Genomic DNA, 24,777 nt, shown 5'->3' with positions numbered 1-24,777 from the left:
GTTGAAATGCTTTGCGATTGGTGGTTTTAACTCTTTTTTTCTTCAGTGCTAAGCCATGCTACATTTTGTTCAGCTATATGATCCTGACCAATAATGTCTTTATATAAATCGGGTCTTCGGGCTTTTATATAACGATTTCCTCCGGCCTGAAGGCATTTTTCGGGAGTAAGGATCGCTGTTGCAAAAGAGTCGTCAAAAGAGCGGCATTCGGTAATGATATCGCCAAAAGGATCAAGAATCATGGAACATCCGTTTTTCAGCTGGTCGTCGTCCATACCGATGGGGTTTGAAAAGACCGCATAAATGGCATTGTCATACGCTCTTGCCGGCAGCCATTTCAGCAGCCAGTCACGGCCTTTCATTCCGTCAAATTCTATTCGCAGGGAAGTGGGGTCGGTTTCACGGTTCTTCCAAAGTTCGGGAGCCACAAAGCCGGCGCCCGGCCTCGTAGAAGGGGTACACATGGTCACGTGTGGCATGAAGATAATCTGAGCTCCCAGAAGAGCGGTGGCGCGCACATTTTCGATGATATTATTGTCGTAACAAATCAGGATGCCGCATTTCCAGCCGCCGATTTCAAAAATGCAATAAGCGTCTCCCGGAGTGAGATACGGATTGATAAACGGATGCAGTTTTCTGTATTTGGCCACTAAACCATTTTTGTCGACACAGACATAAGCTTTGAATAAATTGTTATTTTCATCTTTTTCAAAAAGCCCCGCCAATACAATAATGTTATTCTTTTTTGCTATTGCTGTAAGCTTTAGAATGCTGTTGCCCTCAGGGATGATTTCTGCTGCCTCAAGCAGTTGTTCCTTTGATAAATGACGGGCAAACGTATATCCTGTGACAGAACATTCGTGAAATGCGATTACATCACAATCTTCATGGGATGCTTTCTCTGAAAGTTTTTCAATTACAGATAAATTGTACTCTTTGTCGCCGCTCCTGTTTTCAAACTGGGCAGTAGCTATTTTTAGATTTTTCATTTGGTAAACAATTAAGATAGACCAAAAATAGCACGACAGGTACTTTAGAAATTGTACAAAACCGACATTTAAAGGGTATTTTTCGGAAAGGTTTCAATGAAATTATTGGTTAGCTTTTCGGTATGATACAGGTACTCCCGTGGTGTTATTCCCGTGTGTTTTTTGAATTCCCGTATTAAATGGGACTGGTCCGAAAAACCGGCTTCGTAAGAAAGTGAGGTGAGCGAGGTATTCTCCGTTTTGTTTTTCAAAAGCCCTAAAAAATGATGCAGTTTGATAATGTTAGCAAATTGTTTCGGATTTAATCCAACGCCCTCGGTAAATTTTCTTTCGATATGTCTTTCCGTATAACCTGTATAAGTCACTAATTGACTGATCGTAAGCTGCCCGTTGTTTTTGAGAATAAAATCCAGTGAGGCATTTGTGATTAATTGGCTGGTTTTGGTTTTTTTTGCTTCAATCAGTTTAAAAAATTGATTTAACAGTCGTAATCGCCCCTGAATTGTTACCTGTTCCGCTAATTTTTCCTCAAGTTCCAAGCCTTTCCTCCCCAATACAGCATCAATAGTAATAATAGCATCCCGAAATGCACTGCCGGAAATTCCCAATAACTGGTTAATGCCATTAGGCTGAAAAACAACAATAACAATCAGCATTCCGTTGTCCGAATAAATATTTTTAAAACCGTCTGGCTGTCCGTATAAAAAAGAACCGGGCAGGTAATTTTGTGTTTCGGAATTGCTTAATCCGGAGATCAGTTTGCTCTTTTGTGAAAATACGATACCGGTATTGCCATCAGAAAAAAAGCGGAGTTGCCGGGCAGTGCTGTTTTTGTTCTCTAAAAAAAGATAATGTTTTATATAAGCTGATAATTCCTTAGGAGGCAAAACTTGCATAGTCTGTATTGGTATTACCCTATGTTGTTAACAGCACGGGAAAGTAAAATTAACTATATTTTCTGAGAATTCTTTTTGGTGATCAGATTTGATAGGGTGGGGCGCTTTATAAAAGCTATTATTTTTTTATAAAGTTCAATAGTTGTCTTATTTTGACAGACTTATGACTTTTATGGACTATTTGCTTTTTTGTGTTGCTTTATTTTTGCGGTATAAATCAACAATATGGAAGATCTGAATAAAATGGAAATTATTCGCGACAATCGCGTTTCAAGATTGTTATGGTTTGTTCTTGGAGCTATTTCGTCTTTTTTGATAAGTTTGCTGGTTTAAGCTACTTTGAAAAAACAAATAGCAGAACACTATTAATTTTGAAGTACTGCTTTTACCTTCGGCAATAGTCTCTCTGTGAATAATTTATAAGCACTTTCGGATGGATGCAGGCCATCTCCGGCTACCAGGCCGGGATTTACAAGCCCCTGACGCGTAATATCAGTAATGGAAACAAATACAACATTATTAGTCACGCAATAATTCTCTGCAAACATATTGTATTTGTTTATTTCTGCTGATATTTTTTCGCCCTGGCCTTCCATCTGGACTTTGCCAAACGGAGTATAGGCGTAATCCGGAATAGAAATAACAATTACATTTTTTTTATTGCCTTTGGCCAGCGCAATTGCTTTGGTAACCAATTCCGGAAACTCTTTTTCATAAATCGAAAAATTTCTGCCCTGATATTGATTGTTTACGCCTATTAACAAAGTGACCAGATCGTAGTTCGATTTTGGATTTTGTGTTTTTATTTCGGAAATTAAATTAGTAGTAGTCCAGCCGGTTTTGGCAATGATGTCCAGTGAAATGCTTTTTTGAGGATAAAGGGCTTTAAGGCTTGCTTTGAGCTGTTCAGGATATCTGCAGGTTTCGCACACACTCTGGCCAATGGTGTAACTGTCTCCTAAAGCCATATAATTAATTGTATTGACAACAGGAGTGACGGGAATTGTTGCAGGAGGTACAACGACAAAGTTGTTTTGAGAAGACATTTCATCAGAACTGCAGCTCGTAAGGAAAATTGAAAATAAAACAATAACTATTTGTTTGAACTCTGTTGTCATAATTTGGTTAAATTAAGTTGGAGATGCTAAACAAATAGTTACGTTAAAAAGGCACTTTTGGTTTTACACCATTTCTGCTTTCATCAGGATTTCTTCTTCAATGGCATTCCAGAGACCAATTCTTTTTTCTAATGCTAAAATTGAAATTTCCTCAACCTCTTTCCATTTTTGGGCATCTTCTTCGCAAAGATCCGTAATCATTTGCATCGCCATTGGTCCGTGTTCGTCTGCATCAAGTTCGATATGTCTTTCAAAATAATAAAGCAATTTGCTTAAATCGGTTTCAGGCAGGTTTTTCTGGAAATTTTTCAGGATTTCAGTAAACATTCCCGGAATCAGGTCTTCTCTTCCGAAAGTAAAGGCAGCAGCAATTTCGTGTGGCTTCCCTTGTTCGATAACCCTGAAGGTAAAATCTAAAAAGGATTTTACATCAGCGTGAAGCGCACTTTGTTTGATGGCAACAAAAATATTGTGAAGCGAATGTACTTCAGATAAAAAGGTATTGATTCCCTTTGTATCTGCTCCGCAATCCTCCATAGCTTCAAGATACATCTCGTAATGGCTTTGTCTCCTTCCATCGATCGTTAAATCGGTTTCTTCGGCCAGGACAATTTCGTTGATTAAATATCTCGTCTCCGGATTTTTTGTTGCAAACCAGGGGGTTGTAGTACAGGTAAGTTTAGCTTGCAATGCCTTTAATAATGACATAAAATCCCAAACAGCAAAAACATGGTTTTCCAGGAAACTATGTAAGTCCTCTATACTTTGTATTTTATTATATAGTGAATGTTGTAAAAGCTGATCTTTTTGGGGTTGAATGCTATTATTTATACTTTCAATATTCATTTTTGTAAATTTTGACGCAAAGATAAAAAGCTTCCCGGTAAGAAGAAGCTTTTTTATATTGATTTTGTATATATTTTAATAGTTGATTACGATTTAAATGCTGGAATTCCAGTAACATCCATTCCCGTAATTAATAAATGTATATCGTGTGTGCCTTCATAAGTAATCACACTTTCGAGATTCATCATGTGACGCATAATAGAATATTCGCCTGTAATTCCCATTCCGCCAAGCATTTGTCTGGCTTCACGGGCGATATGAATAGCCATGTCTACATTATTTCTTTTGGCCATCGAAATCTGTGCAGTCGTTGCTTTTCCTTCATTTCTTAAAACGCCTAAACGCCAGGTTAGCAATTGTGCTTTTGTGATCTCGGTAATCATTTCGGCTAATTTTTTTTGCTGTAACTGAGTACCTGCAATTGGTTTTCCAAACTGAATACGTTCTTTAGCATAACGAAGTGCTGTATCGTAACAGTCCATTGCAGCTCCGATTGCTCCCCAGGCGATTCCGTATCTCGCTGAATCTAAACAGCCAAGGGGTGCACCCAAACCAGATTTATTCGGTAAAAGGTTTTCTTTGGGAACTTTTACATTGTCAAAAATCAATTCTCCTGTTGAGGAGGCACGAAGAGACCACTTGTTATGTGTTTCCGGAGTAGAAAAACCTTCCATACCGCGTTCTACAATTAAACCATGGATTCTGCCGGTTTCATCTTTGGCCCATACTACTGCAATATCAGCAAATGGCGCATTCGAAATCCACATTTTGGCACCATTTAGAAGGTAATGGTCACCCATATCTTTAAAATTGGTAATCATACTTCCCGGATCAGAACCATGGTCAGGTTCTGTAAGGCCAAAACATCCCATAAATTCACCGGTTGCCAGTTTTGGCAGGTATTTCATTCTTTGTTCTTCGTTTCCGTATTTCCAGATTGGGTACATTACTAAGGAAGACTGCACAGACGAAGTAGATCGCACACCGGAATCACCACGCTCGATTTCCTGCATGATTAATCCGTACGAAATCTGGTCTAATCCTGCACCGCCATATTCTTCAGGAATATAAGGTCCGAAACCACCAATTTCCCCAAGCCCTTTAATAATTTGTTTAGGAAATTCTGCTTTTTGAGCATATTCTTCTATAATAGGAGAAACTTCTCTTTTTACCCATGCACGTGCTGAATCACGAACCAATTTGTGCTCGTCTGTCAATAAATCGTCAAGGTTGTAATAATCCGGGGCCTGAAATAAGTCTGGTTTCATCTTTAGTTAGTTTTACAAAACAAATTTACGCAATAAAAATATAACAAAACAAAGGTAATTTGTTATATTTTAGCATCATCAAATAAAAATAAATAAGAATAAGACGAATTAATTTTAGTTTATTGGTTATTTATAAACTATTTTTGAGTTCCAAAAACAAAATAAATGAGGCTGATCATCTCTTTTTTACTTTTTTTTGTCCTGAATAATTCTTTTGCCCAACAGAAGAAAGAGTTAACAGAACAAGAATATTTGCTCTTGCAGGATAAAATACGTTTAAATCTTAACGCAAATAGAGATAGTGCTGAAGTATACGCTTATAAAATGGCCAAATCGGACAATTATAAGCATATGGCCTTTGCAAATGTTGCATTGGCTTATTTATTTCAATTAAAAGACAAGACCGCAAAATCCACAGAAAAATACAAACTCGCATTTCAGTATTTAGATAAAATGCCGGAATCCAGAGATAAAATTCAGCTTAAATCTTATTTGTACAATTATGGCGGATTAATAGATGCCGCTAAAGGCGATTATAGTGCTGCCCTTGAGAATTACCAGAAAGGGATGAAAATTTCTGTTCAGATAGAAGATATTATCCAGATTGTGAAATTCAAAAGCAATATCGCTTTTATTAACGATGCGATTGGTAACTATCAGCTTGCGATAAAAAACTTAAAACAGATCAATGAGTTCATAGACAAAAATGAAAGCTTTTATACCAAAGACCAGTTTCATACGATAAAGAGTAATAATAATCTTACCCTGGCAGGGTCTTATGAAAGTTGGTATATGAAAAACCAGAATCAAATACGATTACTTGATTCGGCAGCTTATTTTTATCAGAAAACAGTTTCCTATTCCCAAAATTTACCCATGAATAATATTTCCGCTAAAATAAGTTTAGGGAATGTTTATTATATGAAAAATGATTTTAAGAATGCGGAAAAAACGTATTACAATATTATATTTTTTGCGCAGCAGAATAATTTTAAAAGAGAGTATAAAATTGCCACCTATAATTTGGGGAATCTGTATTATGAAATAAAAAAGTATGATAAAGCACTGGTTTTTTTCAAAAAGGTAGATTCTGTTTCGACACTGGATAACAGGAAAGATGAAAGTTTTTTAAAGTCCAATTATTATCAGGCAAAAATTTATAATATAAAGAAAGAGCCTGAACTGGCTTTCAAACATTCCAAAATCTACCTGGATAATTATGAGAAATCGGAAGCAAAATTAAACAATGAGGCTTTAGAGGTCAATTATAAATTGGGAACGGGTGATTTGAGTAATGAGATGGTCAGTATTCAGAAAAAATATGAAAATGATGTTTTATTGAACAAAGCACTCAAAGTTTTCTATGTTTTACTGGTTATTGGAATTGTCTTTTTACTGATTAAAAATATCAGGGATAAAAATAAGGCGCATAAAAAAATGAATGCACTTATTGAAGAATTTAAAGCTAATCTGGAGAAAAAAGAAAATCCCCAGGTCCAGATTGCTGCAGTGGAGCAGGAGGAAGATGTATTACTGAAGAAAGAAAATGCGAATCTGAGTATTGACGAGGCTAAAGAGAATAAAATCGTTGAAAAGCTACTGGCATTAGAAAACAAACTGGAATACTTAAATGCTGATTTTACCTTGTCTTATGTAGCCAAAAAGATAAAAACGAACACGACGTATTTGTCGTATGTAGTAAATAAGAGATTTGGAAAATCGTTTGGCGAATATTCTAATGAGCTTAAAATTAATTACGTAATCAATGAGATGATTACGAATCATATGTATCGCAAATACTCTACCCAGGCTATTGCAGAAAGTGTAGGGTTTAAAAATGCAGTATCTTTTGCGAAATCATTTCGCAAAAGAACTGGAGTATCTCCAGCTCAGTTTGCGAATAATATTTAATTATTTTTCAATAATTCTTTCAGGAGACCTTAGCCGTTTCCATTTCCGTTGCCGGTACCTCCTCCTCCTCTGATAGGATCTTTTCCGTCTATTGGATCTTCTCCGCCAGTCGGATCACCGCCCCGTACCATTTTTTGTTGGTCTTTATTTATTTTTTCAGTTTTGAAATCTTCGAATTTTAACTTTTTAATTTTCATAATATTCATTTATTAAAGTTATTCATTTTATCGGTTTAATTTTAATTTATCCATTTCCATTTCCATTACCTCCCGGACCCCGAACCGGATCTTTTTCTTCCTCAGGAATATTTCCCCCAAGTACATTTTTTTGCTGATTTTCAGATAATTTTTCTACTTCAAAATCTTCGAATTTTAATTTTTTTTTTGTCATGTTTTTGAGTGTTATGGTTTAACTTTTTCAAAACTAGACAAAAAGCAAAACCCTTAATCGAGAATGGGCTTTTTGAGATTTTATGACATGTAAATTTAGTTTAATTTATTGTAATACAGTTGTTTAAGTGTTTTATTCAGACTGGTATAATTTATAAATTGTATGTGCTATAATTAATAAAAAGTACATACAAAGGCATTTTTTTCAAATAAAAACTACAATATTTGCATCGTAGTTATGATTTAAATGCCACCAAAAGATGTTAAAACTGGTTCAGAAATTTCTTCTAATTAACAAGTACTCGGAGATCAAAAATGAGTTCAAAGATTTGTTTCTTTCTCACCCAAATTATCCAAGCTTGTTTGCGATAACAGATTCGTTGGATTTGTTGTCCGTGGAGAATGCTGCAGTACGTGTTTCGAAAGAACAGATCGAGAATTTACCATCTAATTTTTTGGCTTATTTTAAAGAAGAGCTGACTTTGGTTCAAAGAACAAAAGATTATGTTCGTATCGAAACTATAAAAAACGGAAACCAGAAAATATCGTATGATAGTTTTCTTTTAGACTGGAACGGTGTTATTGTAGCGATTGAGCCAAACAACATAGTAGGAAGAGACGGATTGCAGGATCAATATAAAAACGTAAAGTATTACGTTCCTTTATTTCTTTTAGTTGGATTTTCCTTTTTCTATAATAATTATAATTTTTTCAGTGCTGTATTTTTAATTACATCGCTTTTAGGATTAATCGTAAGTATTTTAATTGTTCAGGAAAAATTGGGTTTAAAAAATAGTCTTATTTCAAAGATTTGTAATCTTACTCCTAATACTTCTTGTAATTCCGTTCTTAATTTTGATGGTTCAAATAGAAAATGGGTTGGCTTTTCAGATTTGCCTTTGCTGTTTTTCAGTTCAGCTTTTTTGGCAATCCTGCTTAAGCCCGCAGAATCAGCCATTTTTATTGGTTTTCTAAGTTTACTTGCAATTCCGGTTGTTGTTACATCAATATGGATACAGAAATTTGAAATTCAAAAATGGTGTGTGATGTGCCTTGCGGTTTCATCTCTGATTTTGTTACAAAGTGTTATTTGGTTTGCATCCGATTTTTTTACACTGAGTTTTAGTGTAGGTAATGTTTTTCCGTTCTTATTCTCATTAGTCTTTTTAGTAACATTATGGATGGCTTTAAAACCCATTATTAAGAATATACTAAATGTGGATAGCGATTTGAAAGAGTTGAAAAAGTTTAAAAGAAATTTCTCTTTGTTGAATTTTTTATCCAAAAAAGTGCCATACACTGCAGGATTTGAGGATTTAAGAGGATTGAATTTTGGAAACAGAAACGCAGCAATAAAGTTATCTGTGATTATAAGTCCAAGTTGCGGACATTGTCACAAAACATTTCAGGAAGCATTTGATCTGGTATTAAGATTTCCGGACAAGATATTTCTAAATGTATTGTTTAATGTTAATCCGGAAAATATAGATAATCCTTATAAGATTGTTGTGGAGCGGCTTTTAACCATAAACAGGGCAACGCCGGGGAAAACCGTAGAAGCAATCTCAGATTGGCATATTAAAAAAACAGGGCTTAAAAAATGGTTGAAAAAATGGCATACAGAACCTGTAAGCATGTTGATAAACCAGGAAATACAAAAACAATATGAATGGTGTTCTAAAAATAATTTTAATTATACACCTGTTAAGATTGTCAATGAGAAAATATTTCCCAATGAATATGAGCTAAGCGAATTGAAATATTTTTTAAATGATTTTGTAGAAGAAAAAGAAATAGAAGTTTTAGAAAAAATAGCATAAATAAAGTAATAAAAATACAGACATGAGCTTCGATGTCTCTAAGTAGCTGAAGTATAACTCACAAAAACTTAAGTTATGTTAAAAAAAATATTAAACCTTGAAGGAGCTAAAGAGCTTACTAAGGAAGAGAAAAAAGTAATAAAAGGAGGTCTTGCCTGTTACGAAGACGCAACGTGTCCTAAGGGATCGATTTGTGAATACGATTCGTGGCGTTGCATACGTCCATAATTTGATTTTCCAGTTTTAGAAACTAGAATAAAAATAAAGCCTTATTTAAAATTTAGTCATGTTTTTTTTGAATTTGTAGGCGCTCGATCGTGGAACATTGGGCAAATATCCCCACATTGATGATTGGTGTTGGGATTCTCAGGATAATTGGTCACTTGGTTGGTTTTATTTGGTTAGGACTAACCAGTGTACCATCTCCTAGAGAAATTAGTTACTAAAATTATTATTATAAAGATCTGACAGAGGGAAGTTAATTCCCTCTGTTTTTTTTTATACAAATATGAACCGGGTTAAATGTGAACCTTGTAGATTTGGATACTATTGAACTAAAATAGTAAAAACTTCAATTAGCTTTGTTACTTGCAGTAAAAACAGAACGTAGTAAATCTTAATTAATTGATATATAGCCAGTTGATTTATTTTTGTCACATCCTTAAAAAATTATTGAATTAAATTTTTAATCTGATATATTCAGGTTATAATGTTCTTTTTTTAAGAATTTTTGTATAATATTGTTATTACATAAAATCAATTCAGAATTGAAAAAATTCACCAATTACAAACAAGCAGATTTTAAAGATTGTGGTCCGACATGTTTAAAGATTATTGCAAAACATTACGGCAAAACAATCCATATTCAGGAGTTGAGAGATCATAGTGAAACAACTCGTGAAGGAAGTAATTTGCTTTTTCTAAGCGATGCAGCTGAGAAAATTGGTTTTAGGACCTTGGGTGTTAAGTTAAGCCCGGAAAGGCTGGAAGAAGCCCCTTTACCGTGTGTCTTACATTGGAATCAGAATCATTATGTAGTGCTTTACAAAATAAAGCGGGGTATTTATTATATTTCTGATCCCGCTTTTGGTTTAATTGAATATAATAAAGAAGATTTTATTAAATTCTGGATAGGGAACAATGCCGACGAATCTACTCCCGAAGGAATTGCACTGCTGATAGAAGCAACTCCGAAATTCTTCCAGACCGATTTTGATAAAGAGGAAAATAATAGTTTCGGATTCGGATTATTATCACAATATGTTTTACGCTATAAATCATTTTTGATTCAGTTAAGTGTAGGCCTACTGGCGAGCAGTTTGCTGCAATTGATTTTTCCTTTTCTAACCCAGAGTATTGTTGATATTGGAATTCAAAATCAAAACATTCATTTTATATATCTTATTCTTTTTGCGCAATTGTTTCTTTTTGCCGGAAGAATAGGTTTAGAACTCATCCGGAGCTGGATATTACTCCATCTTTCGACGCGGATAAATATTTCGTTGATTTCAGACTTCTTTATCAAACTAATGAACCTGCCGATTTCCTTTTTTGATGTTCGTATGACCGGAGATATAATGCAGCGTATAAACGATCACCGAAGAATAGAGCGAATCCTGACTACTTCGTCATTAAATGTATTGTTTTCCGTAATCAATATGTTTGTTATGGGGGGAGTTCTGGCTTACTTTAATCTCAAGATCTTTTTTGTGTTTTTTGCGGGAAGTGTTCTTTATTTTGTGTGGATCACTTTATTCCTAAAACGAAGAGAAATTCTGGATTACAAACGTTTTGCCGAAGTATCGCAGGAACAAAGTAAAGTAATGGAGCTCATTAACGGTATGCAGGAAATAAAACTTCATAATGCCGAGAAGCAAAAGCGCTGGGGTTGGGAGTATGTGCAGGCCAGATTATTCAGGGTTTCCATAAAAGGACTGGTTTTAGAACAAACGCAGACGATTGGCTCCTCTGTAATAAATGAGCTTAAAAATATTTTTATCATCTTCTTATCCGCAAAATTGGTTATTGACGGTTCTATTACACTGGGTATGATGCTTGCGATAAGTTCAATTGTAGGCAGTTTAAACGGTCCGATTACACAGCTTATCGAGTTTGTCCGTGAACTTCAGGATGCTAAAATTTCACTGGCAAGATTATCTGAAATCCATAACAAGGAAGATGAAACCCAGCAGGAAGCACAGCAGACTACTGAAGTTCCTTTTAATGCTGATCTGGAGATAAAAAACGTATCGTACCGCTATTTGGGATCTGATATCCCCGTATTGGATGATCTTAGCTTAGTAATTCCGGCCAATAAGGTTACAGCCATTGTCGGTGTTAGCGGAAGCGGGAAAACAACCCTGATGAAATTACTGCTGAAATTTTATGAACCTGAAAAAGGAGAGGTAACAATTGGCAGCCTGCAGCTGAAAAATATTTCTCAAAAAGCCTGGAGAGCTAATATTGGTGCTGTTATGCAGGAAGGTTTTATTTTTAGTGACACTATTGCAAATAATATTGCCATTGGCGTTGACAGGGTTAATAAGGAACGATTGGTTTATGCAGCCGATGTGGCTAATATAAAGGAATACATAAGCAGTTTGCCACTGGGCTACAACACAAAAATAGGGGCTGAAGGATTAGGGATGAGCACAGGCCAGAAACAACGGCTCCTCATTGCAAGGGCCGTTTACAAAAATCCGGAAATTCTGTTTTTTGACGAAGCCACTTCTGCCCTGGATGCTAACAATGAAAAAGAAATTATGCGGAAGCTGGATATCTTTTTCAAAGATAAAACAGTAGTTGTAATTGCCCACCGGTTAAGTACCGTAATGAATGCGGATCAGATTGTGGTTTTAGATAAAGGAAAAATTATTGAAATTGGAAGTCATTCGGCTTTAGTAGAACAAAAAGGGAATTATTTTGAATTGGTTCGAAATCAATTGCAATTAGGGAATTAATCATGGCAGAAGATCATAATACATTCGAATTAAGAAGTGAAGAAGTTCAGGATATCCTCACCAAAGTACCACATTGGATGATACGTTGGGGGACGGTCCTGATATTTGCCATCCTTTTTCTACTGTTTTTCGTGTCCTGGTTTATTAAATACCCGGATGTTGTAAATACCGAAATTGTTATTACAACCAATATTCCTCCGGAGAAAATAGTTTCTAAAACATCCGGGCGTATAGAAGCAATACTGGTTAAAGATAAATCGGTTATTAAAAAAAATACGACCCTGGCTATTATAGAAAATACCGCGAGTTATAAAGATGTCTTTTTATTGAAAAGTATAGTGGAAGGTTATAGTATTAATGATTCAAAAAAAGATTTTCCATTTGGTTTACTGAAAAATGCGCAGTTGGGAGAAATTGAAAGTGCTTATGCTGTTTTTCAAAAAGATTACCAGGCACAGGAATTAAATAAAAATCTGCAGCCCTTTGAAGTGGAAAACAGGGCGCAGAGTTCAGAAAACATTCAGATTAAGGAGCGTTTGGAAATTTTGCAGCAGCAAAAAGTCATTAATGAAAGCGAATTACAGCTTCAGAAGAATGAAGTTTCCCGTTTTGAAACATTGTTTAATAAAGGAATCGTTTCCACTCAGGAAATGGAAGCAAAAAAACTAAATTACCTGCAGGCGCAGAAGAACTACAGAAGTCTGTTGTCGTCTATTTCCCAATTAAGGTCATCATTGATCGATAATACGAAATCAAGTCAGAATTCTCATATAAACAGCACTAAGGAAGAGGTTAATTTGGGAAGAAATATGGCGCAGTCTTTTTATCAGTTAAAAAAGGTGATAAAAGACTGGGAACTGACCTATGCCTTAAAATCATCGATTAGTGGTGTTGTTACTTTCTTGCAGGTCTGGACAGAAAATCAAACCATCAATTCGGGAGACAATGTTTTTTCAATAATCCCCGATGCTAAAAATGGATTTATTGGTAAAGTAAAAGCACCGGCGCTGAATTCCGGAAAAATAAAAGTAGGGCAGAGAGTAAATATCAGACTGGCTAATTTTCCCGATCGTGAATTCGGGGTTTTATACGGTAAAATTCAGAACATTTCTCTGGTTCCCGATAAAGACGGCAATTTATTGCTGGACGTTGCCTTGCCAAACGGATTGGAGACTTCTTATAAAAAACAAATCATATTCCAGCAGGAAATGAAAGGCAGTGCCGAAATCGTAACCGAGGATTTGCGATTGCTCGAAAGAATTTTATATCAGTTTAAAAATATTTTTGAGCAGGTTTAATACCACAAAGGTTTGCATCTTACAGTGTTTATTAGGAATGCCTCACGCTTTGCTAAAGTACTGCCTGTTAGGTTTTAATTTCACAAAATAGTGCGAAAATGTTTTTAATTAACCTTTTATTTCCTTCATTTTCACAGATCAATATTTATCTTTATAAGGTTAGTTTTACATAATCATCTCTTTAGATTGATTAGGTCGCAACTTATTTATATATATTCCTGTGTTCAGATTTTACAAACGGTTAGAATCAGTTATTCGGTATATTAAATATGTATGTCATTTAGATTTTCAACTCCCCCGTTGAATGGCTCTTTTTTATATAATTCTAAATGAATTAAAATATTCTTGCGCAAGAGTAGGCATAAGGCTCAAGTGTCTTAAAATGATTGAGTTATTAACAAATCTATAAATTTTTAAATTATGTTAAAAAAAGTTTTAAACTTAAACGGGGTTAAAGAGTTAACTGAAAAAGAACAGAAATTAATAAAAGGAGGAGACTGGAGCTATTCTGAAAAAACAGGCTATTGTGTGAATCCAAGTCCAACTTGTGGAGGAGTCTATCCGGTGCAATATCCCGGAAGCTGGTGTTGTCAAAAATAATCACATCATAAGTATAGAGAGGGAGCTTGGCTTTCTCTCTATCACAATTAAAATTTTAAATAAAAATCCTTAGTCAGTTCCTTATATTCAGAAGTGTAATCGTGTCTTTCGATTTCGATAATTAATTCATCGGTTTCAATTGCTGCTTTTTCGTTTCTGCTAAAAGCCAGTAAACTACGTTTGATATTTGAGGTCGGAGTTCCTTTTACGCGTGTAATTTTTAAAGGGTACAACTCTGATTCTTTAGCCAGGGCGATAAAATTTTCTTCTTCTTTGTAGGGAAGAATTAAGGCGAAAATTCCATTTTCAGAAAGCAGCAGATCTGCAGCTTCTACTAATTCTTCAAAAGGCATAGCGTCCTGAAAACGGGCCAGATCACGCTGTTCATTTTCAGATTTATAATCTTCAGAATAGAAAGGAGGGTTCGAAACGATTAAGTCGTATTCATCTTCAGGTTCTTCAATAAATTCATCCAAACCTGCATGATAGCAGAATAGACGATCGCCCCAGGGAGAACTTTCAAAATTTTCGACAGCTTGTTCGTAAGCATCTTCATCAATTTCCAAAGCATCAATTTGCTCCGCATGGGTTCGCTGAGCAAGCATCAGAGCAATGATTCCCGTTCCGGCACCAATATCTAAAACGCTAAAAGGATTGTGGTCTATTGGAGCCCAGGCACCTAATAAAACACCATCGGTTCCGACCTTCATAGCGGTTTTATCTTGTTGGATAGCGAATTGCTTGAATTTAAACATCAGGTTTGAGATTTAATGGTAATGATTTAGGTAGAAACTTAATAATAGAGACAAAGACTGTTTTGAGAGTAAATCTAAAAATCCAACAATCTAAGAAGTCTGAATAAATCTAATTAAAGGTACATCTCAACCAATCCTTCCGGAAGGTTCATGATAACCTTTTTATTATCACGATCAATTTTCACTAAAAAGTGATCAATCATCGGAATCAGCATTTCAACCTCGCCGTTTAAAACTTCAAAAAGGGGCTGTGCAGTAGTATCGTTTACGGCAGCAATTTTTCCAAATACGCCTAAACGCTGGTCTTCGATTTCAAAACCGATTACTTCGTGGAAATAAAATTTGTTGCCTGTAAGTTTTGGCAGCATATTTAAAGGAAGATAGATGGCATTTCCCATGATGGCATCTGCATCTTCTTCGGTGTTCATGTCTTCAAAACGGATTCTGAGAAAATCGTTTTTATGCAAGGAACTTTTTTCAATAAAAAAAGGAACCAGATGTTTGTTGCATTCAACAAACACTGATTCCAGATTTTCGTATAACTCAGGTTCGTCCGTGTCTAAATAAGCCAGAACTTCTCCTTTGAAACTAAATTTTTTAGCGATTTTACCTAAATAAAAACAATCTTCTTTACGCATTATCGCTAACTAAAATTATGCTTCAGTTGTTTCGTTATTTTCTTCAGCAGCAGGAGCTTCTTCAGTAGCAGCTTCTGCTTCTACTTCAGCAACTTCTTCTTCTTCAACTGCAGGAGTTGCAGCAGCGATAGCATCAGCTTCAGCCTGAGCTGCAGCAGCTAAACGTTTAGCGTTAACTTCTTGTTCTGCTTTAAAAGCTTTAGCTTTAGCATCAGCTTGCGCTTTTGTTAAACCGTCTTTTTTAGCATCAACTTTTCCAGCTTTAGCATCTAACCAGGCAGCTAATTTAGTATCAGCTTGCTCTTGAGTTAAAGCACCTTTACGAATACCTCCATCAAGGTGGTGTTTCAATAAAGCACCTTTGTAAGAAAGAATTGCTCTGGCAGTATCAGTTGGTTGTGCACCATTGTGTAACCATTTAACTGCACTATCAAGGTTTAAGTCGATAGTTGCCGGGTTTGTGTTTGGATTGTAAGTACCGATTTTCTCTAAATATTTACCGTCTCTTTTTGAGCGTGCATCTGCAGCTACAACCCAGTAAAAAGGTTTTCCTTTTTTACCGTGTCTTTGTAATCTAATTTTTACTGACATAATCGTATGATTAAATTTTGAGGTACTCGACCTCTGTTAATTAAGGGCGCAAAGATATAATTTTTTTCTGAATTGTACGTTCAAAATGGTATTAAATGTCCTTAGAGTAAATTATTCCTGATTTTTATTGTTTTTCCGATTTGTTTTTTAATTATTTCTCTCAAATGAAATACTTTTGCGCTAAATTTATTTTACATGAAAAAATGTTTCTGTTTTCTTTCATTAATTTTTTTGCTTGTCACTTCTTGTACAGAAGATGTGAAATTTAATAATCCGGCATTTCAAAGCTTAAAAGACAATGTTTTTTGGCGGGCGCAAATTTATGAAGCTCAAATTGCCCCGGATGATAAAGTAACAATTAAAGGAACGATGGGTTCTGAGCAGGTACAACTTAATTTGCCTTCTTCAGAGGAAAGGACCTACTTCCTAGGATCTGATAATGTTACAAGAGCCTCTTATTATTATGAGATTGGCTCAGATGTTTTTTTATTTAGTACCGGACCAAATATTGGAGAAGGCGAGATAACAATTACAGAATACAATCTCGAAAATAAAACTATTTCAGGAACATTTAAATTTAAGGCTGTAAATTCAAATGCAGCCGAAAATGAAAAAAAGAATATAAGTTTTACCGAAGGCGTGTTTTACAAGGTTCCGGTCACTCCCGGCACAAGTTTCGAAAATTAATTCAATTTTAATTATTAAATTTTTCTAAAATAAGGGTTTTAAAATTAAAATAAAAACATAAATAAACTAATATATAGTAGATTAGAGAAAAATAAGATTACATTTGCTACATTATTATAAATAAGTACATATGAACATTTTTGTTGGAAGCCTTCCATTCAGTATTGAGGAAGCAGATTTAAGAGAGTCTTTCGAGGCTTACGGAGCAGTAGATTCAGTTAAGATCATTACTGATAAATTTACAGGAAGAAGCAAAGGTTTTGGTTTCGTAGAGATGCCAAACGATGCAGAAGCTCAAAAAGCAATTGATGAATTGAACGGAGCTACTGTTCAAGGTCGTGCAATTGTGGTTAATAAATCTGAACCGAAACCAGAAGGCGAAAGAAGAAGCTTCAACAATAACAGTCGCGGTGGAGATTCACGCGGAGGTTATGGTGGAGGAAACAGCCGTGGTGGAAATGACCGTGGTGGTAACAGAGGAGGATATTAATATTTTTTTCTAAATATATAAAAGGGATCAACGAAAGTTGATCCCTTTTTTTTTGTTTCAGGTTTTTTTTGTTTCAAGTTTCAAGTTGGAAAATCTGAAACTTTTGTTTGTCACTTTTTCACAGAGATGCACAGCAGGGGATTAAAGCGAAGACGCATTTCTATGCCTCGCTACATGAAATAAAATTAACTATAAGTCTCAGGTTTCACGTTCCAACAATAACTTGAAACTTGAAACCTGAAACAAAAAAAAACTATAAGTTCGCTACAAGCCAGTCTCCAACTTCGCTGGTTTTGTAGGTTTTTGATCCTTTCGGTGCTAAATCTTCCGTTACAACTCCTTGTTCTAACGATTTGTTTACAACCGCTCTGATGGCTTCAGCTTCGGCTTTTAATCCAAAAGCATCTTCGAACATCATGGCGGCAGATAAAATAGTGGCTAACGGATTTGCAATATTTAATCCGGTTGCCTGTGGATAAGAGCCGTGAATTGGCTCGTATAAGGAAGTATGTTCCCCAACAGAAGCCGAAGGCATTAATCCCATAGAACCTGAAATTACAGAAGCTTCGTCCGTTAGAATATCTCCGAATAAGTTTTCAGTAATCAATACGTCATAAGAGTTTGGCCATTGCACCAAACGCATGGCAACAGCATCAACAAATTCATAAGAAACCGTAACTTCAGGATAATCTTTCTCCATTGCCTGAACGGTTTCTCTCCATAAACGTGAAGTTTCCAAAACGTTTGCTTTGTCTACACAACATAGTTTTTTGCTTCGTGTCATGGCTAATTCAAATCCTTTTTTGGCTAAACGCTGCACTTCGGCTCTGGTATACACACAGTTATCGAAAGCAGTTTCTCCGTCGTCTCTTCTTCCTTTTTCACCAAAGTAGATTCCGCCTGTTAATTCTCTTAAGAAAACCAAATCAGTTCCTTCAATTCGCTCTCTTTTTAAAGGAGAATTGTCAATTAAAGAAGGGAATGTAAAAGTTGGACGCACATTTGCAAATAACCCTAATTTTTTGCGCATCAACAATAATCCCTGCTCCGGACGAACTGGTGCGCTAGGATCATTATCATATTTTGGGTGACCGATTGCGCCAAACAAAACAGCATCAGCTTTCATACAAATTTCGTGAGTTTCATCAGGATAAGGAACCCCAACGGCATCAATGGCACAAGCTCCTGTAAGAGCTGGTGTCCAGGTTATTTCATGATTGAATTTTTTTGCAATAGCATCAGATACTTTTACAGCTTCATTTATTACCTCAGGACCAATTCCGTCTCCTGCTAAAAGGGCTATGTTAAATTTCATTTTTTATGTTTGTTATGTTATTTGTTAGGTTCTAAGTTTCTGAGATGCTAAGTTCCTAAGTTTTCTTAGTGTCTTAGAAACTTAGCACCTTAGTAGCTTTACGGAATCACATTCAGCATTTTTTGTGTTGCAATAATCGCCGCAACGGTCTGATCTGAGTCTAATCCTCTGGTTTTAAATTCTTTTCCGTTGTTTACCCAGGTGATAATCGTTTCGCATAAGGCATCAGAGCTGCTGCCTGGCGGAATTCTCACGGCGTAATCGATCAGTTTTGGTAATGTTAATTTCTTTTGTTTATAAATTTTAGACAATGCATTCATGAAAGCATCAAATTGTCCGTCCCCCTGCGCATTTTCTTCGATAACTTCGCCATCAATTTTCAATAGCAAAGTGGTTGACGGTCGCATTCCTTTGGAGTGTACTAATATATAGGACTCGATCGTGATTTTATCCTGATAGGTATGACTGTCCAGAACGTCTGAAATGATATAGGGAAGATCTTCTTTGGTGACAGTTTCTTTTTTGTCTCCCAATTCAATGATTCTCTGTGTAACTAATTTTAAGTCTTCCTGGTTGAGTTTTAAACCCAGCTCCTGAAGGTTTTTTTCAATATTAGCTTTTCCTGAGGTTTTCCCAAGAGCGTATTTTCTTTTTCTTCCAAAACGTTCCGGAAGCAAATCGTTAAAATACAAGTTGTTTTTATTGTCGCCGTCGGCATGAATTCCGGCAGTCTGTGTAAAAACGTTATCGCCTACAATGGGTTTGTTGGCAGGAATCCTGTACCCTGTAAAAGTTTCCACCAGTTTGCTTACCGAATACAAGGAAGTCTCTTTTATATTGATGCTTACTTCCGGCATGTAATCGTTTATTACGGCCACGGTGCTTTCCAAAGGGGCATTTCCGGCGCGTTCTCCCATTCCGTTTACGGTTACGTGCAAGCCGTTAATCCCGGCTTTTACAGCTTCCATAACATTGGCCACACTTAAATCGTAATCATTGTGAGCGTGAAAATCAAAATGGGTTTTTGGATATCTCGCTGTAATTTTTGAAATAAATTCAAAAGCCTGCGACGGAATTAATACGCCAAGGGTATCCGGAAGTAAAATCCTTTTTACGGGCTGCTGCGTTAAAAAATCCAAATACTGAAAAACGTATTCAGGAGAATTACGCATTCCGTTGCTCCAGTCTTCCAGATATACATTAGTTTCTATATTATTTTCTTTCGCTAAAGTGATAGCTTGTGCAATTTCGGAAAAATGCTGTTCAGGTGTTTTTTTTAATTGATGGGTGAGGTGATTTAAAGAACCTTTCGTTAATAAATTCTGGACTTTTGCACCCGATTTTTTCATCCATTCAATAGATAATCCTCCGTCTACAAAGGTAAGAACTTCGATCCGGTTGGCGTATCCTTTTTCTTCAGCCCAGGACATAATGCCTTTTACGCCCTGAAATTCGCCTTCGCTCACCCTTGCAGAAGCAATTTCGATTCTATCAATATTTAATTCTTCCAATAATAATTGTGCAATGGTCAGTTTTTCTGCAGCAGAAAAAGATACTCCGGAGGTTTGTTCACCATCACGAAGCGTCGTATCCATTATTTCAATTTTTCTTTTTTCCATATTGATATGCTATATTTCTAAAAATGAAATTATAGTTGTTTTATGTTTTTCTCTCTTTAATTTAGAAAGACCCGACAGGTTTTTGGAATCTGTCGGGTCTAAATAGAATGAACAAGATTTTTTTAGTAAGGAAGTTTATCGGCGAAAGCCACAATGTCTTCTTTAATATTTTGCAGATAATCAATGTCATCAAAACCATTGATCATATTGTTCTTTTTGTATCCGTTGATGGCGAAAGACTCTTGTTGTCCTGTCGCTAATAAAGTAATCGTCTGGTTGGGTAAGTTGATTTCTAACTCGGTTTTCGGATCTGCTTCGATGGCTTTGAAAATGGTATCGGCAAACTCAGGGCTAACCTGAACCGGTAAAACGCCAATATTCAGACAGTTTCCTTTAAAGATATCGGCAAAGAAACTTGAAACCACAGCTCTGAAACCGTAATCATAAACGGCCCACGCAGCATGTTCTCTGGAAGAACCTGAACCAAAGTTTTTTCCTCCCACCAGAATTTTTCCGCTGTAAGTGGAGTCGTTTAAAACGAAATCCGCTTTTGGGGTATCATCGCCGTTGTATCTCCAGTCTCTAAAAAGATTGTCTCCAAAACCTTCACGTTTTGTAGCTTTCAGGAAACGCGCCGGGATGATTTGATCTGTATCTACGTTCTCAATTGGTAGTGGCACAGCACTACTGGTAAGTATATTAAATTTATCGTATGCCATTTTAATTTTAGATTTTTGGATTTTAGATTTTAGATTTCTCTCGTCGGGATGAATTCTAAAGGCTAAAATTTTTTGTATTAAATAATGTAAATCAGTTTTTTGTTTGAAAATATTTAGACAGAAGACTACACAAAGTGAAAATCTAAAATCTAAACTCTCCAATCTAAAATAATTCTCTAGGGTCTGTTAGTTTTCCGGTAACAGCAGCAGCAGCAGCCATAATCGGGCTGGCTAATAATGTTCTTGAACCGGGGCCCTGACGGCCTTCAAAATTTCGGTTTGAAGTACTTACTGCATATTTTCCGGCTGGAACCTTATCATCGTTCATGGCCAGACATGCGGAGCATCCAGGCTGACGTAATACAAAACCGGCTTCTGTCAGGATGTCCAATAAACCTTCTTCTTTAATCTGAGCTTCCACAACGTGGGAACCCGGAACTAACCAGGCGGTAACGTTTTCTGCTTTTTTTCTTCCTTTCACAATTTCTGTAAAAGCCCTGAAATCTTCAATACGGCCATTTGTGCAGCTTCCAAGGAAAACGTAATCAATTGGTTTTCCAATCATCACGTCGTCTTCTTCAAAGCCCATATAGGCTAAGGATTTTTTATATGTTTCCTCACCGCCTTCAACCTGATTGGCGTTCGGAATATGTTTAGAGATACCAATTCCCATTCCAGGGTTCGTACCATAAGTAATCATTGGTTCAATGTCTGAAGCTTTGATGTTTAGTTCCGCATCAAAAACAGCATCATCATCCGTTTTTAAAGTTTTCCAGTATTCAACTGCTTTGGTCCATGCTTCACCTTTTGGAGCGTATAATCTTCCTTCAAGGAAATCAAAAGTAGTCTGGTCAGGAGCGATCATTCCGCCGCGGGCACCCATTTCAATACTTAGGTTACAAACCGTCATACGACCTTCCATAGTCATATTTTCAAAAACATCTCCGGCGTATTCAACAAAATATCCTGTACCTCCGGAAGTGGTCAGTTGCGCAATAATATAAAGTGCAACGTCTTTTGGACCAACACCTTTGCTCAGTTCGCCATTTACGTTGATACGCATTTTCTTTGGTTTTGGCTGCATGATACACTGCGTAGAAAGTACCATCTCCACCTCAGAAGTTCCGATACCAAAAGCAATCGCTCCGAAGGCACCGTGAGTAGACGTGTGGGAATCTCCACAAACAATAGTGGCACCCGGCAAAGTAATTCCGTTTTCAGGACCCACTACGTGCACAATTCCATTTTTAATGTGACCTAATCCCCAGTGCGAAATTCCGTATTCGGCAGCATTATCTTCAAGAGCTTTAAGCTGATTGGCAGATAAAGCATCCTCCACTGGTAAATGTTGGTTTATGGTTGGTGTATTGTGATCGGCAGTTGCAAAAGTACGTTCCGGGTATAAAACCTTTACGTCTCTGGCTTTTAATCCTAAAAAAGCAACGGGACTTGTAACCTCATGAATGAAATGACGGTCAATAAAAAACACATCCGGTCCATCTTCAATTTTACGCACTACATGTGAATCCCATACTTTGTCAAATAATGTCTTACTCATTTTTTATTTTTTTTAATTGTAATTTCTAACCACAGCAATTTCCTGCTCATTATAATAGGAAAACAAAAGTAAAAAAAGATACAAGGGCGTCAATTTCAATATTTCATTATATACGATACCCAAACCGGAATACAAATTGCAATTGGCATTTATACGCTTGGATTTTATCGAAAAAGGAATAGAAAATTGAATTTATTTTTCTTTTTCTGCTTAAATTATTTCTTATTGTTTTTTGTTTTGATAGTTTGCAAAATTATCTTAAAATAGCTACTAAACAGTGTGTTTTGGCTAAAAAAATGTAACAAATTGAATAAAAGTAGTAATAATTATCAGTTTTGATTTGTTTTTTAAATCTGTTGCCTGTAGGGATTTGAAGGCTTAAAACAGCAATTTTTAAAGATTTTCATTATTCTGAAATTTACCAAAATACTACGACATCCAAGAAGTATATTTTTTATGAAAATTATGATTTTTGAGGCAAAAAAATGATTTGTGGGTGCAGATAATCCTGAAGGCTAATTCAGTGAATTTTTAAACTCTAATGGGGTCAGGCTGGTTTTCTTTTTGAAAAGTTTACTGAAGGACTGAGGGTATTCAAAACCCAGTTCATAAGCTATTTCCGCTACCGAAAGATTGGTGCTAATGAGAAAATCCTTTGATTTTTCTATTAGTTTGGAATGGATATGCTGTTGTGCATTTTGCCCGGTTAGATTCCGAAGCATATCACTCAGGTAATGACTCGAAACGTTAATTTGTGAAGCGAGGAAATCTACTGTAGGCAGCCCTCTTTTTAGTGTTTCAGCGTTATTGAGATAATTATCCAGTGTTTCTTCGACTTTGAGTAATAAATCGTGGCTGATTGTTTTTCGCGTAATGAACTGGCGTTTGTAAAAACGATTGCTGTAATTAAGCAACACGTCAAGATAAGAGACAATCACATCCTGGCTCATTTCGTCGATAGCGGTTTGAAGCTCCTTATCAATGCTGGTTAATAATCCGATAATGGTTGTTTTTTCGCTATCGGAAAGATGCAGTGCTTCATTGGTATCATACGCGAAGAAGCCGTATTTTTTAATCGTTTTTCCTAAAGGATAATTTCGGATAAAGTCCGGATGAAAAAAAAGCGTATAGCCAAAATATTCAGCCCCTTCTTCATTATCGGTAAAAATCAATTGGTTGGGTGAGGTAAACATTAATCCTCCTTCATTAAAATCATAATATCCCTGACCGTAACCCATTTTTCCAGTAGTAGAATATTTATATGATATTTTATAGAAATCAAGCAGGAAATGATTATTGGTCAGATCGGCATTTATGACCAGTTTGGTGTTATCCACCAAAGTTATGAGTGGATGAACCGGTTTAGGTAACCTGAACAAACTATGAAATTGTGATATTGAGGAAATTTTGGTTGGATTATTGTTTTTCTTTTCCATGATATAAATGTATAAAAAATCAAGAATACTACCGCACAGGATTTGATACACTGTGCGGTAGTATTAAATTTAAGCTCCCAAAAATTGTTTGCCAAAGGCAGCGCGAAAAACCTCGTCACCTTGTTCCTGTCTTTGTTTGTAAAGTGCTTTAGCATCTTCTCCGGCTACATATCTCAATTGGATTTTTCCGTCTGTCGCAGCTTCGTAAACTACGTCGGCAATTTGTTCTGCAGTAGATGCCATTTCAAACATCGTGTCAACACTTGCAAACAAGCTTTGTGTCATTGCTTCGTATTCGGGTTTAGTTGCTGAATCAAGTGAGCCGTGCAGGAATTCGGTTTTGATCCCGCCCGGAGAAACCGTTTTAATATGTACGCCAAACGGATTCAATTCATACGCCATGCTTTCACTCCATCCTTCCAGTCCCCATTTGGTGGCGTGGTATACAGAGCCCAGAGGAAAAGAAATCAATCCGCCGATAGAAGTAGTTGAGATAAATAATCCGCTTTTTCTTTCTCTGAAATACGGAATAAAAGCATTGGTCACGCGAATCACTCCAAGCAAATTGGTGTTGAGCTGTTTGGTAATCTGGTCGTCATTGAAGCTCTCCAATGGACCTATTAAACCATAACCGGCATTGTTAAAAACGACATCAATATCGCTTAATGCCAGCGCTTTTTGAACCGTGCTTTGTATCTGGCCATAATTCGTAACATCCAAAGGCAATAGGGTTACATTGTTTAAATTAGAAAGTTCTGTTTCCTTCTCAGGATTTCTCATTGTTGCGATTACATTCCATCCTTTTGCGTGGAATAATTTTGCTGTAGCTTTTCCTAATCCGGAAGAAGCGCCCGTGATAAAAATTGTTTTCATA

Annotated in this window: 23 protein-coding genes; 7 read left to right on the top strand and 16 right to left on the bottom strand. The window is 36.2% G+C overall.

What is annotated here, in order from left to right; all coding sequences use genetic code 11:
• Positions 1–26: 26 nt before the first annotated feature.
• The 5 genes from LPB89_RS01895 to LPB89_RS01875 form a co-directional block, all read right to left on the bottom strand.
• A complete protein-coding gene (locus LPB89_RS01895; RefSeq protein ID WP_230700017.1) occupies positions 27–989 on the bottom strand; it encodes a nitrilase family protein in 963 nt (320 codons plus the stop codon).
• A 68-nt stretch (positions 990–1,057) separates the two neighbouring features.
• Positions 1,058–1,885, bottom strand: coding sequence for an AraC family transcriptional regulator (locus tag LPB89_RS01890; RefSeq protein ID WP_230700016.1), 828 nt, complete (start codon positions 1,883–1,885; stop codon positions 1,058–1,060).
• 365 nt (positions 1,886–2,250) lie between these two features.
• Positions 2,251–3,003: an SGNH/GDSL hydrolase family protein gene (locus LPB89_RS01885; RefSeq protein WP_230700015.1), complete on the bottom strand. Its 753-nt coding sequence runs from the start codon at positions 3,001–3,003 to the stop codon at positions 2,251–2,253.
• A gap of 63 nt (positions 3,004–3,066) precedes the next feature.
• Positions 3,067–3,849, bottom strand: coding sequence for a DUF3050 domain-containing protein (locus LPB89_RS01880; RefSeq protein ID WP_230700014.1), 783 nt, complete (start codon positions 3,847–3,849; stop codon positions 3,067–3,069).
• 86 nt (positions 3,850–3,935) lie between these two features.
• A complete protein-coding gene (locus tag LPB89_RS01875; protein WP_127340632.1) occupies positions 3,936–5,117 on the bottom strand; it encodes an acyl-CoA dehydrogenase family protein in 1,182 nt (393 codons plus the stop codon).
• 165 nt (positions 5,118–5,282) lie between these two features.
• Between LPB89_RS01875 and LPB89_RS01870 the strand changes: the two genes are divergently transcribed.
• Complete coding sequence (locus LPB89_RS01870) at positions 5,283–7,028, top strand: helix-turn-helix domain-containing protein (RefSeq protein WP_230700013.1); 1,746 nt, start codon at positions 5,283–5,285, stop codon at positions 7,026–7,028.
• 29 nt (positions 7,029–7,057) lie between these two features.
• On the opposite strand, the gene LPB89_RS01865 is transcribed toward LPB89_RS01870, so the two are convergent.
• The gene (locus LPB89_RS01865; RefSeq protein ID WP_230700012.1) at positions 7,058–7,225 is read right to left on the bottom strand and encodes an rSAM-modified peptide; all 168 of its coding nucleotides are present in this window, start codon (positions 7,223–7,225) and stop codon (positions 7,058–7,060) included.
• 46 nt (positions 7,226–7,271) lie between these two features.
• On the bottom strand, positions 7,272–7,418 hold the full coding sequence (locus LPB89_RS01860) for an rSAM-modified peptide (RefSeq protein WP_230700011.1): 147 nt from the start codon (positions 7,416–7,418) through the stop codon (positions 7,272–7,274).
• A gap of 259 nt (positions 7,419–7,677) precedes the next feature.
• On the opposite strand from LPB89_RS01860, the gene LPB89_RS01855 reads away from it, so the two are divergent.
• From LPB89_RS01855 to LPB89_RS01840, 4 genes are all read left to right on the top strand, one after another.
• Positions 7,678–9,237 (top strand): vitamin K epoxide reductase family protein, encoded by a 1,560-nt coding sequence (locus tag LPB89_RS01855; RefSeq protein WP_230700010.1) that lies wholly within the window; start codon positions 7,678–7,680, stop codon positions 9,235–9,237.
• Positions 9,238–10,004: 767 nt separating this feature from the next.
• Positions 10,005–12,197, top strand: a complete 2,193-nt coding sequence (locus LPB89_RS01850) for a peptidase domain-containing ABC transporter (protein ID WP_230700009.1) — start codon at positions 10,005–10,007, stop codon at positions 12,195–12,197.
• Between the two features lie 2 nt (positions 12,198–12,199).
• The gene (locus LPB89_RS01845; RefSeq protein ID WP_230700008.1) at positions 12,200–13,495 is read left to right on the top strand and encodes an HlyD family secretion protein; all 1,296 of its coding nucleotides are present in this window, start codon (positions 12,200–12,202) and stop codon (positions 13,493–13,495) included.
• 420 nt (positions 13,496–13,915) lie between these two features.
• On the top strand, positions 13,916–14,095 hold the full coding sequence (locus LPB89_RS01840; protein ID WP_230700007.1) for a hypothetical protein: 180 nt from the start codon (positions 13,916–13,918) through the stop codon (positions 14,093–14,095).
• 47 nt (positions 14,096–14,142) lie between these two features.
• Here the strand turns inward: LPB89_RS01840 and LPB89_RS01835 are convergent, their stop codons facing one another.
• From LPB89_RS01835 to LPB89_RS01825, 3 genes are all read right to left on the bottom strand, one after another.
• Positions 14,143–14,850, bottom strand: a complete 708-nt coding sequence (locus LPB89_RS01835; RefSeq protein WP_230700006.1) for a tRNA1(Val) (adenine(37)-N6)-methyltransferase — start codon at positions 14,848–14,850, stop codon at positions 14,143–14,145.
• A 113-nt stretch (positions 14,851–14,963) separates the two neighbouring features.
• Positions 14,964–15,488, bottom strand: coding sequence for a ribosome maturation factor RimM (rimM, locus tag LPB89_RS01830; RefSeq protein ID WP_127340642.1), 525 nt, complete (start codon positions 15,486–15,488; stop codon positions 14,964–14,966).
• Positions 15,489–15,503: 15 nt separating this feature from the next.
• A complete protein-coding gene (locus LPB89_RS01825) occupies positions 15,504–16,079 on the bottom strand; it encodes a 30S ribosomal protein S16 (protein ID WP_230700005.1) in 576 nt (191 codons plus the stop codon).
• 195 nt (positions 16,080–16,274) lie between these two features.
• On the opposite strand from LPB89_RS01825, the gene LPB89_RS01820 reads away from it, so the two are divergent.
• Together LPB89_RS01820 and LPB89_RS01815 are read left to right on the top strand one after the other, a co-directional pair.
• Entirely contained in the window at positions 16,275–16,766 is a 492-nt protein-coding gene (locus LPB89_RS01820; RefSeq protein ID WP_230700004.1) for a DUF6252 family protein, read from the top strand.
• A gap of 130 nt (positions 16,767–16,896) precedes the next feature.
• The gene (locus LPB89_RS01815; RefSeq protein WP_026982652.1) at positions 16,897–17,256 is read left to right on the top strand and encodes an RNA-binding protein; all 360 of its coding nucleotides are present in this window, start codon (positions 16,897–16,899) and stop codon (positions 17,254–17,256) included.
• 253 nt (positions 17,257–17,509) lie between these two features.
• Here LPB89_RS01815 and leuB read toward each other — a convergent pair whose 3' ends face one another.
• The 6 genes from leuB to LPB89_RS01785 form a co-directional block, all read right to left on the bottom strand.
• Positions 17,510–18,571, bottom strand: coding sequence for a 3-isopropylmalate dehydrogenase (leuB, locus tag LPB89_RS01810; protein ID WP_127340647.1), 1,062 nt, complete (start codon positions 18,569–18,571; stop codon positions 17,510–17,512).
• Between the two features lie 98 nt (positions 18,572–18,669).
• Positions 18,670–20,190 carry an alpha-isopropylmalate synthase regulatory domain-containing protein gene (locus LPB89_RS01805; protein ID WP_230700003.1) on the bottom strand — a complete coding sequence of 507 codons (1,521 nt, stop codon included), beginning with the start codon at positions 20,188–20,190 and terminating at the stop codon, positions 18,670–18,672.
• Between the two features lie 122 nt (positions 20,191–20,312).
• A complete protein-coding gene (gene leuD, locus LPB89_RS01800) occupies positions 20,313–20,909 on the bottom strand; it encodes a 3-isopropylmalate dehydratase small subunit (protein ID WP_035686517.1) in 597 nt (198 codons plus the stop codon).
• Between the two features lie 163 nt (positions 20,910–21,072).
• A complete protein-coding gene (gene leuC, locus LPB89_RS01795; RefSeq protein WP_230700002.1) occupies positions 21,073–22,467 on the bottom strand; it encodes a 3-isopropylmalate dehydratase large subunit in 1,395 nt (464 codons plus the stop codon).
• A 515-nt stretch (positions 22,468–22,982) separates the two neighbouring features.
• Positions 22,983–23,903, bottom strand: coding sequence for an AraC family transcriptional regulator (locus LPB89_RS01790; protein ID WP_230700001.1), 921 nt, complete (start codon positions 23,901–23,903; stop codon positions 22,983–22,985).
• Between the two features lie 69 nt (positions 23,904–23,972).
• Positions 23,973–24,776 (bottom strand): SDR family oxidoreductase, encoded by an 804-nt coding sequence (locus LPB89_RS01785; RefSeq protein ID WP_230700000.1) that lies wholly within the window; start codon positions 24,774–24,776, stop codon positions 23,973–23,975.
• Position 24,777: the final 1 nt, after the last annotated feature.

It is taken from the genome of Flavobacterium sp. ENC, from assembly GCF_020991415.1.
Lineage (GTDB): Bacteria > Bacteroidota > Bacteroidia > Flavobacteriales > Flavobacteriaceae > Flavobacterium.
Note: the sequence above shows the minus strand (reverse complement) of the source record. Positions and strands in the feature narration are given on the sequence as shown.